Here is an 18,494-nt window from a genome sequence, read left to right as displayed (position 1 = left end):
ACGTTGTCACTGATAATGACAACGTCTCTATTTGTCGCTTACGACATTGCATTAAAATCAGTCGCATAAGAAATAGGCTTATTGCTTTCCAGCTCTTCCGAAAGTAACTTGATTTTTTCCGTTGCCCTTTTGTAGGCATCGCTTCCTAGGTAGAGGCGCACAGGAGGATTGGGATGCTCTGCCAGATCGATAAAAACCTGAGCCAGCAGTTCGGGATTGCCGATCTGTGTCCCGTGCATTGCGACATATTTTTCATGTGAGGCCCTCACCGCGCTGTAGCCATCAATTTTCTTTTGGGCCAAAACAAGTGAACTATCTTGCAGAAACTCGGTGCGGAAAGCCCCCGGCGCCACCACCGTCACCTTCACGCCAAACTCCTTTACATCTTCTGCCATGACTTCCGAAAGCCCTGTTACCGCATATTTTGTAGCAGCATACATTGCCCAGCCAATTCCCGGGGCAAACCCCGCAATAGAAGAAATGTTAATGATGTTGCCCGATCGTTGCTGCCTGAAGTAAGGCATAACGGACTGCATAGTTTTGATGACAGCCATGACGTTAATGTCAAAACTATCTTTGATTTCTTGCTGATCTATTTCTTCAACCGCCCCCCCTATCCCGTAGCCTGCATTATTTACCAAAACATCAATTTTTCCAAAGTGAGCAACGGTACGTGCGACAGCTTCACGGATAGCTTTCTCACTTTTCAAATCCACTTCCAGTGGTAAGAAATGGATCGGATCAACATGCTGCACAGCATCAATTAAAGTTAGTAATTTTCGACTTGTTGCTGCTACGCGATAGCCCTTTTCAATCAGTTTTTTTACCAACGACAGCCCCATACCTTTGGACGCTCCCGTTATAAACCATACTTTATTTGTCTCCATATCAATTTATTTATAAGACAAATTTAGCACATCGATCAACGACGGTGGTGACTAAATAGAAACAATAGATGGCGAAAATCAAACAATTACAACAAACTGCCTCGAGGTTGGCTAAGTTGCACCATTCTTTTATTGTCCACAGGAAGACGAGGCAAGAATAAATTTTCGCTTACAGGCGGTACCGAAGCGATAGGTTACGCCAGATCTCGGTAGCAAAGTGCTGATCGGAATGCATATTTTCAAAAAACCAGCTGTCTCCTTTTTTAACTAATTTTTGGTCAATTCCATCCAGCAAAATTGGCAGCTCCATATCGAGCTTTGATAAAGATTTTTTTAACAACACCAACTGGTAATCCTGTCCTTTGTAGGTTAAACGGAACACCTGCGAACGGTGATGCTCGCTGTCTATCCTGTCTATTGTGCCTTGCATAAATATAAATCTTCTAAAAATTTTAAACCATAGTCGTTACGCCCAAACGAATGCGATGAAAGTATAAATATCGATAAATAATCGTGCCAAAAGCGACGGTCTTTGCTTTAAAAAATGATAATAAATCATCTTTTTTTTAAACGCGAATAGTTGCATCCGATTGCTGTGCTGCGGAAAATGAATTTTTGGGTATAACGTCTGAGTTATTGGTCGCAACCCAAGGCTAACAAAAGTTTGAAAGGCCTCGTGGAGGCCTTTCATACGGATCAGCCATTGGCGGATGCTTACTCTTCCAAAGGCAGTTTGACTCCCTCTTTGATTTCATCGTTGGCGTGCAGCAAGATCTGATCATTCCTATTCAGCTTTCCAAAAACTTCGGTCGAATCATGTGTCGACACCCCCTCTTTGATATCCACAAAATGCGTCTTGCCGTCTTTGAGCTGAATTACATACTGCCTTTCTGTCGAACGCACAATACTATTGGAGGGCACCAATAGTGAATTAGCTCCTGCAGATAAGGGAATATCCACCTCACAGTAGAGCCCAGGCTTGAGTCTATTATCCGAGTTGGGCACGTCCACCTCTATGGCTTCCGACTGCATGGCGCCCAGAGAATTTGCCGAACGCGCAATCATCCCTTCAAACACCCTATTTGGCGTATTATTGAAACGATAGGTCACTTTTTTCTCGAGATCCACTTTATCTACATACGTCTCGGGAATCTGTACCTCCAACCGGAGCTTATGGAGATCCTGCAAGATCAATAGCGGTTGATCATTCCCTTTCCCCGGTCCTACGAGCGCTCCTTCGGAGACGTTACGCTGCACAATGACGCCATTGAAAGGCGCCTTGATATTCAGGTAAGACTGCAACATTTCAACTTCCTCCACATTCGCTTTCTCGGACATCGCTACCGCTTCGTCCGCTTTCATCTTCGAAAGGGCATTATCAAGATCAAGCGGCGACACTGCCCCCTCCTCCTGCGCTGCATTTTTAAGCCTTTTATATTTATCCTTACTTGCCGAAGCCGTTTCCTGTGCCTGCACAAAACGGGAATGCGCCGCCTGTACCGCAGCGAGCATCTCGGGTGCCTCCAGCTGCATCAGCAACTGTCCTTTTTTTACAAGGGTTCCTCTATCCACATAGATATGCTTCACAAAGCTGTTCATCTTGGCATAGATATTTACCTCATTAAAGGGTTTGAGTTTACCGGGCAGGCGTACGCTGCTAGACATCACTTTCTCTTGTATTAATGTGGTTTGGTAAGTACTGGCTTTAGATGGATTTTTTGGCGTCAGATCAATTGGCTTTTCGGTGTGACCACAAGCCGACAGCAAGCCCGCCAGTAGTAATGTATAGCCTATTTTTTGCATCCGATTCGTGTTCTTTTTCATGCGTTTGTATTTTCTTTAACGCAGGCATGCTGCATTCAGTCAGCGCGCATGCCTTTGGCATTTTTGTCTTTAATTACTATTTCTTTCTGTGTACTCAACCTTGCGGCCTTTATCACCGCAGTTTCTGCGGATGGGTTTCGATGGATGAAGGCCGGTGCTCAGGCTCGTCCTGCGGCAACAGCGATTCGGAATCAAACGTGGATTTTTCCTTCATCCACACAAACAGGAGCGGCAGTACGAAGAGAGCGGCAAAGGTAGATGCAAATAATCCACCGATAACGGCTCTTCCCAGCGGAGCGGCCTGTTCGCCTGTCTCCCCCATGCCCATGGCCATGGGAATCATGCCGGCAATCATGGCCATACTGGTCATCAGGATGGGGCGCAGCCGTGTGGTCGCACTGGCCAGCGCCGCTGTGCGGGCATTGCGAAAATCTATGCGCAACGTTTCAGCATTGGACACGATCAGGATCGCATTGGCCACCGACACCCCCGTGGACATAATCATACCCATATAAGACTGCAGATTGAGCGTAGAACCGGTGAGCAAAAGCATGGCCAAGGATCCAAGGATCACTGCAGGAATAGTCACCAATGCGGTTAGCGAAAGCTTGACACTTTGGTAATTGGCGGCCAGCAGCAGAAAGATCACAACGACGGCGCAGGCTAAGCCGAGCTGCAGACTGCCCATGGTATCGAGCAATAAGGTTGACATCCCTTTCATCTCGACAACGACACCGCGCGGCGGCGCCGGCAGCTCGCGAATAGCCTGTTGCACATCGGCAGTCGCTGTGCCGAGGTCTTTTTGATGAATGTTGGCCATCACGGTCAAATAGCGCCTTGGCCCCTGCCGGTCGTACTCACCCGGTACGTATTGGGTATTGAAAGTAGCGATATCGCCCAAGGTTGGCGTCAGCTGCCCTTTCACCAGTGGAATTTCCCGCAGTTCGTCCATGGTATTCATCACATATTCCGGCACCTGCACCTGTACCTGATAAGTATAGGTATTGTTTTCGTCGAGCCATTGGATTTTTTGCGTAAATCGGCTAGACGAAGTACTGGCGGTCACCGATCGCGCAATATCATCCATCTGCAGACCGAGCTGTGAGGCTTTGAGCCGGTCGATGGCAATGGCAATCGTCGGCAGGCGAAGTGGCTGCGCGATCTGCACATCGCGCAGGTAGTCGATGTGCTGCAATGAGCTGACCACCTTATCGGCGTAGACCTTTAGTTCGTCCATTTTCTTGCCCGCAACACGCACTTCGATCGGTGTTGCCGCTCCCTGGCTCATAATCTTTTCGGTCATATCAATAGGCTCAAAATTGAGGCGCAATTTGGGCAGTTTATACCGGATATTTCGCCGCAAAGCATCTTTGAGTTCATCCATATTGACATGATAGTCTGCATTGAGATTCACCTGAATCACTGCCTCATGCGTACCGGTATTGAATACATAGAGGTTGCTCACCCCATAGCTGCTGGGCACCAAACCCACGTAGGCCGAACTAATGGCAACCTGATGGTTTACCGTACTATCAATTACCTGCAGCACCTGTTTGACAGACTCTTCGGTACGTTCGAGCCTAGTCCCATCCGGTTCCTTGATGCGCAGCTGAAACTGCCCATTATTGACCTTGGGCATCATATCCTTGCCGATGTACATAAACGCTGCTGCTGCAAGCCCTACCGTAAGCAGCAGATAACCGATGATCACTTTGCCCTTGTGCCGCATGGAGCGGTACAGGCCAAAGCGGTATCGTTTTTTAATTTTCTCAAAAAATCCCGGCGAGTCTGATTTGAAATGACCGATATGATGCTCTTTGAGCAGCCAGTTGGATAGAATAGGTACCAGCGTCTGCGCCATAAAGTAAGAAGCGATCATGGTCAATCCAATGGACAAAGAAAGTGGCAGAAACATGGCCCGCGGTATCCCCGTCATCATAAAGGATGGTGCAAATACAGCCAGAATACAAAACAGAATCAACAGCAACGGTACAGCGATTTCCTGACAGGCCTGATAGATGGCCTTACGTTTATGTGCCCCCTGTTCCTGATGTTGGTGTATGCTTTCGATGGTCACGGTAGCCTGATCGACCAGAATACCGATAGCCAGTGCCAATCCACTCAAGGTCATGATATTGATGGTCTGTCTAAACAAAGTCAGCAGCAGTACACCGATCAGAATGGATACCGGTATGGTCACAATGACGATAAGGCTGCTCCGCCAGTCGCGCAGAAACAGCAGCACCATGAGTCCAGTAAGCAAAGCGCCCAGTCCACCTTCATGCAAGAGGCTCTGCACGGAATTCATTACCGCCACCGACTGGTCAAATTCATAAGAGACCTTGACATCTTCTGGCAGCAGATTCTGGATTTCGGGCAGTTTGGCTTTGAGGTTGCTCACCACCGCCCAGGTAGACGCATCCGATGTCTTCACAGCAGGAATATACACCGACCGCCGCCCATTGATGAGGGCATAACTTACGGTTACATCCGAAGCGTCCGACACCCGCGCCACATCCTTGATATAAATCGGGATTCCATTTTTTGTGAGAATAGGGATATCAGCAAAATCCGCCACATTTTTGATCAAAGAATTGATGGTGGTTACGTACATGGTGTTGTTGAGGTGCAGGTTACCCGACGGCGACATGACGTTGAATTTGGACAAGGCCATCACCACCTCATCAGCGGTGAGGTTGTAGCTCCGCAATTTGTTGGGGTCTACATTCACGGTGATCGTTCTGGAGTTGGCGCCAAAGGGTGGCGGTGCCGAGAGCCCCGGTACCGACGAAAACGTTGGGCGCACCAGTGTACTCGCCATATCGTAGATCTCTTTGAGGCTTCTGGTCTTCGAAGACAGCACCAGCTGCCCCACAGGGAGTGAAGAAGCATCAAAACGGACCACCTGCGGGGGCAATGCCCCTGGCGGAAAAAACTTCATGGCCCGATTGACCTGCAGTGCCACCTGCGCCGAGGCTTCGGCCATATCGGTATTTTCGTAAAAACTAAGTTTCAGGAGCGTAAGGCCCTGAATATTTTTGGCAGATATATTTTTGATTCCATTAACATAGAGAAACTGATCCTGCATCCGCGAGGAAAAGAAACCTTCCATCTGCTGCGGCGACATCCCGCCATATGATTCGATGACGTAAATGGTCGGCGAATTGAGCTGCGGAAAGATATCAATCGGTATTTTCAGTACAGACAGCACCGAAAAGAGCAGCAAGCTCAGCGTGATGATCACCGTGGTAATGGGCCTTCGTAAAGCAGCTGTGACAAGTGACATAAAAGATTAATTAAAAAGTTGAAGAAAGCCATCGACATTGTTCTGTGCCACCACCTGGTGAAACAATGCCAGGTAATAATTATACTTGGCGGTGATGTAATCGCGCTCTGCCTGATAGAGCATGTTCTGGGCTACGTTGACCTCCACGATATCGATGAGGCCGTTTTTGTAGAGGGAAAACTTCTGCCGATAGGCGGCATTCGCAGCCTTGGTTTGCCGCGGTATTTCCTTGAGCCGTCGTGCGGCGGTTTCCACTTCGGCGGCCGACTGGGCGATATTCATGGCAATGTTGGCCTGTTGTTCCTGCAGCTTTTGTCCGGCCTCGTCCACCATAAGACGCTGCGTATTGAGTTTTACCTTTTTGCGGCGCAGGTCGAACAGGTTGTAGTTGATGCCTAGGCCAACGAGGTAATTGCCACGCTGCAAACCAAAGCCATCGGTGAGCGATCCATAGCTATTGTCACTATGCACACTGGACGCCCTTCCCCAGACTGCGCCGGAGAGGAACAGCTTGGGGCGGTAGCTGCTGGCAACCAGCTTTTCTTCCATCTTGGTCTTATCGAACAACGCATTATAATAGGCGACCATCGGATGCTGGCGGCCACCGTCGAGTTCAATGGGTGCATTCTTTACCTGCTCGAAAAGAATCTTTTCGGCCAAGGTATCTGCGACAATCTCCCGGGGCGACATACCCGACAACGTGGCCAGCTGAATCTGCAATTGCTGTTGCTGATTGTCCAGCTCGATGAGGCTAAGCTGGCTCCGCGATATTTCGGCATCGGCCATACTGGTATCTACACCGGCCCGGATGCCGCTTTTGACCAGTGCAAATATGGACTGCCGTATTTCCTGATTACGCGCTATACTACGCGACTGAATACCGATCAGGTCGTGCAGCTTTAATAACTGCAGGTAGCTGTAGATGGTAAAAGACTGTAAGTCGTATTTAGACTGCTCAAAACGGAGGTTTTCGACATTCACCTCCGACTGGGCGAGTGCGTCCTGGGCTTTGAACTGACCAAAATTATACAGCTCCCACTGGAACGCTGCAATGCCAAGATTGCTGCTCACCGCCTGATACTTATTATCGGCTCTGATACCACCGTTATTCGTGGGCACGAGACCAAATCCGAAGTACGGCCCCGGTACATTATTATTGGAACCGATATCTGCCTGATACGACAGCTGAAGGCTGGGCAGACGGTTATTTTTCACTTCGGCAGCGCGAGCCTGCTGCACCTGTGTACGCACATAGTCGGTTTGCAGAGCGGGTGCATGCGCCGTTACCGAAGATAGCAGCTGGTTGAGTTTGATAGGCACATGACGCTCCTGACCATAGCCCCATAGGCTACAGCAGAGCAGCACATGCCCCATAAGGACAAGTTTCTGAAACATATAAAAAGCTTATTTTAAAAATAAATGAATGTCTGTCGTCCCGGGGGACGTGTTTCATACAATTAAAATGGCTTTTTTATCATAAGGTGAGCTGGAGGTGACGGAGGTAGAGCCGGTCTAGCGGCAAAAGGATAGATTGGAACTGCGTAGTAGCAAACGCGCCGAAATTAGGAACAAACCTGTTGAAAAAACGGGTAATAAAAAACTCTTTTATTTTACCCGCAAAATGGCGAACTGGCGCTAGCGTGAGACAGACCCCATCCTTTGCATCCACCCAGTCCAAATATTCCTGTTTGCGTTTACTAAAGGCTTTGATAACGGTGATAAACTCATTCTCGCCCTGCGTTTTTGCCTGATGGTAGAGTGAAAAGCCGATCAAAGGCTTCACAACAAGCATCATGGCACTCACAAGTAAGAGAAATTGAACGATGACTCGTCTTAACATAGGCTTTATTATTACTATCGTATGCAATTTGATCTGCATCTGCCACAAATATAAAAAATGGAGCATTACGTGCGTGTAACATTGCCATAGCAAAAGTTTTTGTAAACATGATGTTGCAATTGATGTTTTAGTATATTTATGCATCAATTTAAAGGTGATGACCTGCTGCAGCTGAAAGATAGCAATCTTATGCCATACCGGCTTTCTGTAGCTTCCTATGCAGGGGCTGCTAGACAGGATCGCTAACAATCGAACACAAAGCATTTATACACGATGATTTATACTAAAAACGCAATCGACGCATTTGAGCGAAGATACAGGGCCAATTTTATCAATTCACTGGGCGGGTTTAAAAGCCTGGTTCTCATAGGTACCAAGAACAGCGACGGAAGTGAAAATTTAGCTACGTTCAGTAGCTTATTCCACTTGGGCGCAGATCCTGCACTTTGTGGTATTATCGTTCGGCCGGCCACTCCCTTTAGCAGTACATTGGATAATATTGTTGAACAGCAGTATTATACCATCAATCATGTTTCACCAGCTTTTGTAAAACAGGCGCATCAGTGCAGCGCCAAATATCCAAAAGGGGTGAGCGAATTTGAACAGGCCGGGCTCAGCCCCGAATACCTGGAAAACATTCCGGCTCCTTTTGTGCGCGAAAGTACCCTAAAATTTGCCTGCAAATTTGTGCAGCAAACAGCCATTGAACTCAACGGTACGACCTTGGTCATTGGGCAGATCACAACCGTGCTGGTGCCGGATACTTATGTCAAGGAAGATGGCTATATTGATATCGAAGAAGCGGGCACAGTCACAAGTAGCGGGCTCGACAGCTATCATACCACCAACCGGATTGCACGGCTGCCTTATGCAAAGCCCTAATTTAGCGGTATATTGATCTGATACAACGCAGGCATGGTTAAAAAGGGGCCAACGTATTTCTACGTGGCCCCTCAATAATTATAACGGTGACACTATTTTCCGCAGCGACTCTACGGGGACCGTGTTTTTGACGACCATCTGTACACTCGGATTCATATCGCTGTGCAACAGCATGTTTGTATTGGATACCGTTCCGACGACATTGCCGCAGATATCCAACACCGGGCCACCACTGGAGCCCGTTGCATAGTCGGCCGAAATAGCCATCATTTCGCGGTACACCCTATTGTTCGGTTCGCCGGTCTGTTCCAGATATTTGTTATTGACATAGCCCTGTGAAAAATAATAGTGCATACCCTTCGGATGCCCTAGCACGTAGACCTTATCCCCTACTTCTGCACGTGCTGCCAACGGCAGGGCCGGCAACGCTTCACCTTGAGTATCCAATTGCAAAATCGCAAGATCGTCTATTTTCGAAGAACCTAGTATAGATTTTACATTATACGTTTTTCCGTCAGAAAGACGCACATAGAATCCTTTGGGCTTGTTGCCATCTTTCATGAAAGCATAGGTCGCCATCACGTGATAATTTGTGACAACGATGCCTTTAGGATCAATGATATACCCCGAAGATTCGCTAAGGTGCACCTTATCACACTTAGGACAAAGATAAGCGCAGCCCGTTATGACAGTTGCCTGCTTAGCCAATTTGTAGAGTTCATTACTCTTTAGCATTCGCTTTAAAGGTTTTACAGCATTAATTTTAACGCTACTTCCTCCTTCCTTCAACTGTTGTTGTGCCAGCTCGCTGGACAACGAGCCACCCAATGCAAGCAACGAATCGACAGCATGTTCGTACCCGGCTATTATTTTTGCATCATTTGTAAAAACTTGCGCTTTCCCTTTTCCAACGGTCAATCCAGCAGCCACAATAACCGCAACCAGATATTTTCCAATATTTTTGTTACCCATATCCTATATATGCTATACATTCTCCGCGCAGCAACTGCGCGGAGCTGGTTTATTTAATATTATCAGTATATTCTTGATACTGCATCGATTCCTTTTTGAGTCGGTTAGCCTGGTTCTGAAAATACGCTTTGATAGCGGCATGTTGCTCTGGAGTAGCTTTTTTCAGCTTACTCGACAGAATACCATCAAAAATACCTTTAAAAACATCATCAGAGCGCAATCGACCGATGTATCGGTTGTAGTAGCGGATCAGGCCATCCAGGTCATTATTTGCAACATACAGTGCCACCTTGGGCATATGGTGTTCGGGCACACTTGGATCCAACTTTAACAGAGCGAGGGTATAGGCAACCTCCTCCACTTCTTTTGGGGTATAAGCTATATTGAAGCGCGCGCCGTTTTCATTGGCAATAAAATACATGTCCTTTCTGACTTTATCAAAGATGATTCTATTGGCCACTTCCGAACCTATTGCCTGGTCTATCCGCACTTTTTCCAGCATCAATTTCTTAAAAAACGGACTGCCAAATTTGGTGGTGCCCAAGGCCAGTTCGAGGTAGTTTTTGCTAAAGCGCTCAAAATCCTGTGAGTTTTCAAATAATTCGTCCAGCACCGGACCCGGATCCTGTGAATTTTGGTATAACGCCAAAGCGTAAGGCATCCCGGTCTCCATGCTCTTTTTTTCCTCATAAGCAGCTTTTATACCCGGAAGCGAATTTTTAGGATCCAGTGCGACAGTCACTTTTTCTATAAACTCCTCCGCTGTCGATTTACCCACTACCCTATTCAATTCGTGCCCTTTGGCATTGAGCAGCAGAAAAGTCGGGTACGCTTTAACATTATACTTTTGTGCGATCTCTTTTCCTTCCCCCTTCTCCATATCAAATTTTACGGATACAAATTTGGGATTGAAATAATCACCGGCCACTTTTTTGGGAAATTCGGTTGAAGCCATTTCGATGCACGGAATGCACCAGGACGTATAACAATCGACCAAAATCAGTTTTGGATCTGCAGGATTAGACGCTTTGGAAATGGCCTCATTTAAGGTGAGGTGCTCAAAATTAATTCCCTGTGCGGATACTGTCACCTGCCACAACAAGCAGCACGTGAATAGAAACGCTGTATAAATTTTAGTCATTTTATTTCGGTTAAGATAATTTTAAAGGTTTGACTCGATTAGTGTTTTCAATTTTGGATCAGAAGGCCTCGGCGCATTGAAATTGACCGTTTTACCGTTCTTGTCAAACACAATGTAACGCGGAATTTCATTAACTTCATAATCCTGCATAAAGCGCGGCTCGCTGTTTGAAAAAAGCTGAACACCAGACAGTTGCTTTTGTTTGACCATATTCTGCCATTTAGCCTTGTCCGTATCCAACGATAAACTAATAAAAACAACATCTTTTCCCTGAAATTCTTTCTCTAATTTTTCAAGTGCCGGCACCTCCGCCAGACAAGGGGCGCACCAGGTTGCCCATAGATCCAGCAACACGACCTTTCCAAGGTTTTCGGAAAGACTGTGCATCTTCCCATTGACATCAGGGTAAGAAAAATCAATCCACGATCCGCCGGCAACCTGCAAGTTGGCACGACGAAGCAACAGCGCCAATTCCTTTTTCTGCTTATCATTCATCATATATTTACTATTCCCCTCCAAAAACTTGACGAGACTTTGAGTCGTCCCGCGTTGCGCATGTGCCAACACAAAGTTGGCCCGAAGTGGGTTATCTGTAATTTCCGGAACGAGCATCTCAGCTGCAATTCCTTGCTTATTATCATAAAGAATGTATTTTACAAAACTTAAATTGATCATATAATGATATGCCATGGGCAGCGACCATAGATTTGCATCGGCATATTTTTCTTCTTGGACCAATTGAGCTACCTGGGCAGGATATTCGTTTTTGGATCTAAAGGAAAGACCTGTAGCCAAGGGCATCAATACGTCAAACTTGTAACTGTAGGGAAGTAAATATTTGACCTGCTTATCGAAGCTATCGTTGCCTGTACGAATATTTTTCACAAAATCCTGTACCGGTTTCTCCAATGAATCAAGCAGAGAAACATAGCCATCAGGAGGTAGCGTATACCCTTTTTTTGTATAGCCGTAATTTCTTAAAGGTGCAATAAGCTTATACCAAGCTGCAAAAACCTGATTTTCTTTGCTCAAGTTGCCCGAATAATTTATTTTACCATCAACGGCTTCTATCGTTAACTTTTCACCGGGCTTTAGGTAAACGGGATATTGCTCCTCGAACACGCCAACATACCGGATCACATTCAGGTCAGCCGGTTTAAGCTCTGCCTGAAAAGTTTGGTCAGTCTTTGATTTTAGCATTTCTTCCACCGTCATTAACCCCCCATCGTCCGGTTTGGAGAAAAATACCCGATCGACATCTACACCATTCGGCAATATTTTACTAAACTTTCCCCCTATTGTCGTCTGCGCAGAAAGCGATGTCGAAAGCGTAACTCCCAACATTAACATCACGATGTTTCTCATGTTATTTGTTTTTTTGTTCATTTTTAAAAATTGCTAAACAATTGTTTTATTTACTACGTATTGGCTTATTGTATTTTAAAATTTATCTGTTCGAATATCTGGCGTATGATGGCATACTTATCCATAATGCGCTGATTGTCGCCATATTTCTGTTTAAACTGTGCTTGTGTATTTGCCACAGCCGCCTCGAGGTACATACACACATCCATCCATGTCGATATGGGGGTATAATAGGAATTTCGGGGATCAGTACCCAAAAAGCCTATTGCTTGTGTAGTGATGGGCACGCCATCAGGAAGTCCTTTCACGTTGGTGGCGTTTAATGAATAGATATAGAGGCCATAGGCATCCATGTTGGGCACATATTTTCTGGATACGGCATAAAATTTGTCCAGCAAGCTGTTGAATCTGCTCTCCAGAATGGTATTGGTCAGTATGGCCCTTAAAATTGCCGCTTTGTAATTGGCCCTTGTCGCCGCATCCATACCCGGAATTTTAGATACCTGCGCGATCACTACGGTATTGAACCCCTTAAAAGCATACGACCCAAAAGCATTGCTCGTCATATCATCCACCAAGAGAATACTGGGAACATGCACTCCTTCCGGTAACACAGGAATAATTTCATCCCTGAGAAAGGTAAGCGCAGTGCCCACATCGGCTTTATTACAATAGGTAAATGACTGTACCAGCGGCGGAGCCCCAGTCTGCACCCCACCCAGGGAATAACTCATGGATAGCTTTTCATAATGGGTATACTCCTTTCCGAAAACATCGATGCGCTGCTGCGTGCCAATCGTGTCATTTGCAAATACCGGTATTCCCGTTTCTTTAAAGAAAAGGTATCTTGCATGGGTCGAAGCATCATTGGCATCATCTTCTACCACCAACCAATTTTTGTCATAGTCGTTAAAAGCGGTGGTCTCTTCTTTGCTGCATCCCCCTGTCAGCGCAAGAACGATGAGCGAAATTATATAAAGTATATTTTTCATAAAGACGGAATTACAAGGGTTGAACAGCACGTACCGGACGCACAGGATTCGTTAGCTCACCCCGGTTAAACTCTATAGCATAATTCGGTATAGGCACCTGCCAACAAGGAGCATCCTGCTGAACACCTTGGAGCACATAATACCCTGCGCGTGTATACGCATTGGATTGCGCATCGTAATTGTATGCCGGGTGTTTAATGGTAAATGAAGCTGGCAGCGGATACCTGGAGTTGACTGCATATCGTCTCAGGTCGAACCAACGGTGGCCTTCAAAACACAGCTCACGGCGGCGTTCCTGCCTAATAAAATCGACCAGCGCGGCGTTTGCCTGCGGTATTGCTTCGGCCGTTGCATTTTTTAAGCGCTTTTGACGAAGCGTCTGCAGCTCATTTCGTGCCTGTACGTCTGAGCCAAGCATGGCCATCGCCTCGGCCCGGTTCAATAAAACCTCAGCGGCCCGGAAAGAAAAAAGACAAGACACCTGTTCAGGATCATTATAGGTTTTCCATGTACGGTATTTGGCCGGTAACCAGGCTTTGTTCTTTGTCGAACGCATAAAGAAAGCTGCTGGTCTTAAATCCTCCTGCGCATAGGTTTCCATCAGGTTATCTGAACTTTTGAAGGCCGATGCACGGCGGTCATTGCCGCCATACGCACCCATCGAATCGTTTAAAAAAACCGTAGGAATCATATTTGTACCCATGGTAAACACCGTCTCACTGGAACTGCGGGCGCTAAAACTGGAATTTTGCACATATTGGTTTAGGTCAGACACCGCATATCCCAACGATTCGAAGCCATCCAGCGAAGCCACGACCTTATCGTACTCTTCCATATAAAGATACACCCTGCTCTGTAAGATTTTAACAGCCGCAATGCCCACCTGTAATTTGGAAACAGGATTATAATTGCTGAGGTAGTTTGCAGCTTGTTCGAGATCTGCTACCATCTGTTTATAAATCGCTTCATTCTTATCGCGTTTAAAATAATGGTCTTCTACCTTTTCACTGACCTTTAGGGGCACCCCTTCGTCTGCAGCAGCGGTGGACTTGCGATACGGTGAACCATACGTATTTTGCAACAGGAAATAATAATAAGCCCGCAGAAAATAAGCTTCACCGCGCAGGTGCTTCAGTTCATCATCACCGGGCGTCTTTTCCGCTAGGCTTGCCGCCTGAAAGAGAATGGCATTCAGCGCACCGATACGTTTGTAGATCTTTCGCCAAAACACGTCTGTCCATTCCATGTTAAGGATACTGCGTGCAGGTTCCTGACTCCAATTGTGAAAACCCGATAACATATAAAATGGCGTCAATTGATCGGTCGCCACATAATCGACTAAAAAAGGTTCACTGTCATCATCCATTACATGTAACCAAGGCGCCGTAATGCCCGTTTCTGCGGTTAATGTTCCCATGGTTGCCTGATCATAGATCGAAAATGTCAGTTTATTGATATAGGCCTCGCCGATCATCAGACTCTTAAGATCTGCTGTGGTTTCGACATATTTCTGATCTGTTGAGTACTCTTCCAAGAATTTGCCACATGAAGCTGTGAGGCAAACCAATGGTAAAATCAAATACATAAATTTCATAATAGACTCCATTTAAAAGGATACATTAAGGCTTCCCGAAAAGGTAGGCCTTACTGAAAGATTAATATTGGGTGTAGAACCAGACTGTGTCGGATCTTGGCCTTTGAGTTTTTTACTGCTGAGCATAAACAGATTGGTGCCGGTAATACTGACATAAGCAGCGCTCAGACCGAGTTTTTTGGTCAGTTTCTCCGCAAAATTGTATCGCAACGAGGCCGACTGCAGCTTCAGATGATCTGCGCTTACCAGGCGTACATCCGAGTTATCATACATTTCATAAGCACTGCCGCCTAGATTATATTCAGTTGCTGGATACATTTGCCACCAAGACATGTTGATGTTGTTGGAAGCCTGCAGGCCAGGGATATCGGTATAGGCTTCGTCACCCGGTTGGCGCCACCTTCTGACAAACTCTTTACGCATGTTCTGTTGCGGATAGACATTGGTGGATGCATAGCCCGAAGCAATTTTCATTAAACGGATTTTGTTTCCTAAGGAATAGCTCAGATTGAACGAGAATCCAAAGTTGCGCCAGCCAAAGTAATTCGATAGTCCTCCCTGTATAAACGGTTCACGACGCCCCGACTCATCCAATACTTCGAGGTATACATCTTCTTTTTCCATTTGGGAGTATTTCTCCTGGTACGCAGCGGCCTGTTCAGCTTCCGTTCCATAGAAAATTGGGGATCCATCCACAGCACTCAGCCCTTTGAACTTATAGGAGTAAAATGTATTGATGGGCTTACCCGCCAGTTGCACACTTCCATTCAGAAAATTATTATAAGTCAGATTGTCGATGAGCACATTATTCCGGTTGTTTATGGCCCGGTTTAGTACCTTGTTGAGCACCTGCCCCAACTGTGGGTCAAACCGCCACACAAAACCGCGGCGCGACTTGTCGAGGCCAGCTTTGTCGATAGCCGTTATGCTCAATGCCACCTCGACCCCTTTATTTTCGAGGGTACCACTATTGATGACATAAGACTGTAATCCGTTGATCTCCGATACTGTTTTATTCAAGAATGCATCTTTCGTTTTCTTGTAAAAATAGGATAGCGTACCCTTTACTTTATTTCCAAAAAGGGCGAAATCCACACCGACATTGGACGACGAGGTACGCTCCCATTTCAAATCAGGATTTGGATAATTTACAATATTGGAAAATGTCGAATTGTAATAGGGATCGGTATTTAAAGACTGCCGGATGATCATGTAAGCAGACTGCCCCGGGAGCATATTGCCCTGCCATCCCCAGGAGGCCTTCATGGCAAGATCATTGACCCACTCGACCTTACTGAGCAGATCTTGTTTCATGTTCCACCTTCCGGAAAGCGCCCATATGGGCATAAATTTGTTGTTAGACCGTCTTCCGAATAGGTTCGACTGTTCACCGCGGACATGCACATTGAAGATATAGCGGTCGTTCCAGGAGTATCCTGCAGTGCCATACCAAGCTAGCTCATTGGTCAACTGCCTACCGTAGTAGCCCAATGCTGGTTTTGTGGTCATCCATCGCTGATAATAAGCGGTATACTCTGTAGGTACAATATCAAAATATCCGCCCATCTCCTTAAAATATCCTCTCCGGGTGATATCAAATTCATTGTATTCATTGGACTTTACCTCTATACCAGCCGTCGCGGATACGAGATGTTTTTTTTCCGCTCCCAACGATGTGACATAATTGGCCTGCAGGCGAGCCGTATAGTTATGGTTGCGCGACTCGCTGCGCTGCAGCTCGCCACCAACAGGGCTCAGGTCATTACGAAAAGATCGATCAGCGCGCAGTTTATGGATATAGTACGTGTCTTTGGTATAATATAGCTCCCTGTTATTGCTGCTGATACCATAGGCAAATGTTCCTTCTACATCCAGCCCACGTAACATCTTGTACTTTAGGAAAGCCTTGATGTTGGCTGCCATGAGGTCGGTCGCATCGCCGCTATTTTCCTGTTCTTTCAGTATATTGTAGTTATAGATCAAAGAGCCATCGGTCCGTGGATAAAAGAACAGGCTTCCGTCCGGATTATAGGCTGGCACCGTTCGGCTTGTATTATACGCATAGTTCATTACCCCTAAGTCCGTGGGTGAATAGTTCCTTTTTGAATAATTTCCATTAAAAGAAATCTGCGCCATGAACTTTTTATAATCCGCCGTGAGGTTCATCATCGCCGAGTAACGTTTTGCACCCTCGCCTTTAATAACGCCGCGTTCGTCCAGATAGCCGATGGATGAATAATATCTCACATCCTGCGCTCCTCCGGAGAGACTTAGCGTATGATTGTGTGAATAAGCATCATTGGTCAGCAGACCAAGCCAATCTGTATTGATATTGGCATAATAATCACTCTGCTGTTTAAACTCCGCATAATCAATATAACCTTTATAATAATCCTGAAGCGCTTTTTCATAGCCTGCCCATTGGGTTACATTGTTATAGTGCATACCACGGTCAATCATCTCTCGAGACACATCCATGCGCTCCTGCGAGTTCATCATATACATATTTCGGTCTGAATAGCGCGGCCTTCTGGTATAGGTCGCAGCAGTTGAATAGCTAATGGTCGGTTTTCCGGGCTTTCCCTTCTTTGTGGTAATGACAATAACACCATTACCTGCCTTGGCGCCATACAATGCTGTAGCGGATGCATCTTTAAGGACATCAATCTGTTCGATATCCTCCGGATTCAAACCTGCAATCGCATTTCCGAGTAAGTTAACAAAATCGAGGTCATTGATCTGCTGGGGGTCCACATTGACGGGATCTGTCAATACTATACCGTCGAGCACCCACAAGGGCTCCCTATTGCCCAAGATTGTTGATGTTCCGCGTATTCTCAATTTCGGTGCGGCCCCCACCTGACCCGAGTTTTGCATAAGGACCAAACCGGGTACCCTTCCTTCCAGCAGCTTGTCAATGGTATTGACGCCCGGCGTAAGAATATCATCCATTTTTAGCGTTGTCACCGCACTGGTGAGGTGCCGTTTATCAATTTTTTGATAACCCGTATTGACCACAACGTTCACTTCATCCAACTTGGCGGCCGTCATTTGCAACGCCACCGTTCGGGCGCGTTGCGCATTCACTTCCAGCTTGGCATAGCCCAGATGATGTATTTCCAGTATAGCGTTGACATATTCGGCCGGAATCACAAAGTTGCCAGACTTATCCGTTCGTGTAGAAAACGCCTCATTCTTGACTTTGATGGTGGCTCCAACCAATGGATTGCCCGATTCATTGGTTACCCGACCGTTGATCGGCGTGACCGATAAGACGGACCCACTGCGCTTTGGAACAGTTGGAATTTTGTCAAAAATAATGATCATCCGGTCTTTGATCTCATAACTTAAGGGCTGCTGCGCGAATAGTTTTTTTAAGACATCCTGCAAAGGTTCGTTGACGACCTTTAAGGTGACCGGCTTTGCTTTTTTCAAGATCTGATCATTATAAGAGAAATCATATCTTGTCTGTTTACTGATCGTTTCTGTAGCCACTACAAATGAGGCATTTTTTAAATTGAGCGACACCGTCTGCGCATATGATGCGCATAGCCCGCTCATCAATAAGATGAATATAAACAGTGTTTTCGTGATAAATCTTGGAAATGTATATGGAATGGCTAGTTGATCATACCTCCGAGGCAATACACAGCTCCCCTTACCCTTGTGGAAAAGGAAATAATTCATAATTTTGTAATGATTAGATTTTTG

13 protein-coding genes are annotated in these 18,494 nt (G+C 46.2%); 1 reads left to right on the top strand and 12 read right to left on the bottom strand.

What is annotated here, in order from left to right; genetic code table 11:
• Positions 1-38: 38 nt before the first annotated feature.
• The 6 genes from B2107_RS05670 to B2107_RS05645 all read right to left on the bottom strand — a co-directional run bounded on the left by B2107_RS05670 (position 39) and on the right by B2107_RS05645 (position 7,837).
• Positions 39-887 (bottom strand): SDR family NAD(P)-dependent oxidoreductase, encoded by an 849-nt coding sequence (locus B2107_RS05670; RefSeq protein ID WP_293953919.1) that lies wholly within the window; start codon positions 885-887, stop codon positions 39-41.
• A gap of 169 nt (positions 888-1,056) precedes the next feature.
• On the bottom strand, positions 1,057-1,317 hold the full coding sequence (locus B2107_RS05665; protein ID WP_293953917.1) for a hypothetical protein: 261 nt from the start codon (positions 1,315-1,317) through the stop codon (positions 1,057-1,059).
• A gap of 284 nt (positions 1,318-1,601) precedes the next feature.
• The gene (locus B2107_RS05660) at positions 1,602-2,711 is read right to left on the bottom strand and encodes an efflux RND transporter periplasmic adaptor subunit (RefSeq protein WP_293953915.1); all 1,110 of its coding nucleotides are present in this window, start codon (positions 2,709-2,711) and stop codon (positions 1,602-1,604) included.
• Between the two features lie 112 nt (positions 2,712-2,823).
• Positions 2,824-5,997, bottom strand: a complete 3,174-nt coding sequence (locus B2107_RS05655; protein ID WP_293953913.1) for an efflux RND transporter permease subunit — start codon at positions 5,995-5,997, stop codon at positions 2,824-2,826.
• Positions 5,998-6,003: 6 nt separating this feature from the next.
• Positions 6,004-7,392, bottom strand: a complete 1,389-nt coding sequence (locus B2107_RS05650; protein WP_293953911.1) for a TolC family protein — start codon at positions 7,390-7,392, stop codon at positions 6,004-6,006.
• 79 nt (positions 7,393-7,471) lie between these two features.
• Positions 7,472-7,837 (bottom strand): hypothetical protein, encoded by a 366-nt coding sequence (locus B2107_RS05645; protein WP_293953909.1) that lies wholly within the window; start codon positions 7,835-7,837, stop codon positions 7,472-7,474.
• 273 nt (positions 7,838-8,110) lie between these two features.
• Between B2107_RS05645 and B2107_RS05640 the strand changes: the two genes are divergently transcribed.
• Positions 8,111-8,719: a flavin reductase family protein gene (locus B2107_RS05640; RefSeq protein WP_293953907.1), complete on the top strand. Its 609-nt coding sequence runs from the start codon at positions 8,111-8,113 to the stop codon at positions 8,717-8,719.
• 78 nt (positions 8,720-8,797) lie between these two features.
• Here B2107_RS05640 and B2107_RS05635 read toward each other — a convergent pair whose 3' ends face one another.
• From B2107_RS05635 to B2107_RS05610, 6 genes are all read right to left on the bottom strand, one after another.
• Positions 8,798-9,691, bottom strand: a complete 894-nt coding sequence (locus tag B2107_RS05635; protein WP_293953905.1) for a S1 family peptidase — start codon at positions 9,689-9,691, stop codon at positions 8,798-8,800.
• Between the two features lie 49 nt (positions 9,692-9,740).
• Entirely contained in the window at positions 9,741-10,832 is a 1,092-nt protein-coding gene (locus B2107_RS05630; protein ID WP_293953903.1) for a thioredoxin family protein, read from the bottom strand.
• Positions 10,833-10,853: 21 nt separating this feature from the next.
• Positions 10,854-12,197: a TlpA family protein disulfide reductase gene (locus tag B2107_RS05625; RefSeq protein ID WP_293953901.1), complete on the bottom strand. Its 1,344-nt coding sequence runs from the start codon at positions 12,195-12,197 to the stop codon at positions 10,854-10,856.
• 65 nt (positions 12,198-12,262) lie between these two features.
• Positions 12,263-13,189, bottom strand: a complete 927-nt coding sequence (locus B2107_RS05620; protein WP_293953899.1) for a hypothetical protein — start codon at positions 13,187-13,189, stop codon at positions 12,263-12,265.
• 10 nt (positions 13,190-13,199) lie between these two features.
• A complete protein-coding gene (locus B2107_RS05615; RefSeq protein WP_293953897.1) occupies positions 13,200-14,783 on the bottom strand; it encodes a RagB/SusD family nutrient uptake outer membrane protein in 1,584 nt (527 codons plus the stop codon).
• A 12-nt stretch (positions 14,784-14,795) separates the two neighbouring features.
• Positions 14,796-18,470: a SusC/RagA family TonB-linked outer membrane protein gene (locus B2107_RS05610; RefSeq protein WP_293953895.1), complete on the bottom strand. Its 3,675-nt coding sequence runs from the start codon at positions 18,468-18,470 to the stop codon at positions 14,796-14,798.
• Positions 18,471-18,494: the final 24 nt, after the last annotated feature.

Origin of the sequence: Sphingobacterium sp. UBA7855 (genome assembly GCA_002500745.1) — a bacterium.
Lineage (GTDB): Bacteria > Bacteroidota > Bacteroidia > Sphingobacteriales > Sphingobacteriaceae > Sphingobacterium.
This window is presented reverse-complemented; position numbering and strand designations above follow the sequence as displayed.

Bases quoted from the DNA above. Each gene is read 5' to 3' on its own strand.
- B2107_RS05610 (WP_293953895.1), bottom strand. From the start codon at position 18,470: ATGAATTATTTCCTTTTCCACAAGGGTAAGGGGAGCTGTGTATTGCCT.
- B2107_RS05630 (WP_293953903.1), bottom strand. From the start codon at position 10,832: ATGACTAAAATTTATACAGCGTTTCTATTCACGTGCTGCTTGTTGTGG.
- B2107_RS05645 (WP_293953909.1), bottom strand. From the start codon at position 7,837: ATGTTAAGACGAGTCATCGTTCAATTTCTCTTACTTGTGAGTGCCATG.
- B2107_RS05670 (WP_293953919.1), bottom strand. From the start codon at position 887: ATGGAGACAAATAAAGTATGGTTTATAACGGGAGCGTCCAAAGGTATG.
- B2107_RS05665 (WP_293953917.1), bottom strand. From the start codon at position 1,317: ATGCAAGGCACAATAGACAGGATAGACAGCGAGCATCACCGTTCGCAG.
- B2107_RS05625 (WP_293953901.1), bottom strand. From the start codon at position 12,197: ATGAGAAACATCGTGATGTTAATGTTGGGAGTTACGCTTTCGACATCG.
- B2107_RS05635 (WP_293953905.1), bottom strand. From the start codon at position 9,691: ATGGGTAACAAAAATATTGGAAAATATCTGGTTGCGGTTATTGTGGCT.
- B2107_RS05650 (WP_293953911.1), bottom strand. From the start codon at position 7,392: ATGTTTCAGAAACTTGTCCTTATGGGGCATGTGCTGCTCTGCTGTAGC.
- B2107_RS05640 (WP_293953907.1), top strand. From the start codon at position 8,111: ATGATTTATACTAAAAACGCAATCGACGCATTTGAGCGAAGATACAGG.
- B2107_RS05655 (WP_293953913.1), bottom strand. From the start codon at position 5,997: ATGTCACTTGTCACAGCTGCTTTACGAAGGCCCATTACCACGGTGATC.
- B2107_RS05615 (WP_293953897.1), bottom strand. From the start codon at position 14,783: ATGAAATTTATGTATTTGATTTTACCATTGGTTTGCCTCACAGCTTCA.
- B2107_RS05620 (WP_293953899.1), bottom strand. From the start codon at position 13,189: ATGAAAAATATACTTTATATAATTTCGCTCATCGTTCTTGCGCTGACA.
- B2107_RS05660 (WP_293953915.1), bottom strand. From the start codon at position 2,711: ATGAAAAAGAACACGAATCGGATGCAAAAAATAGGCTATACATTACTA.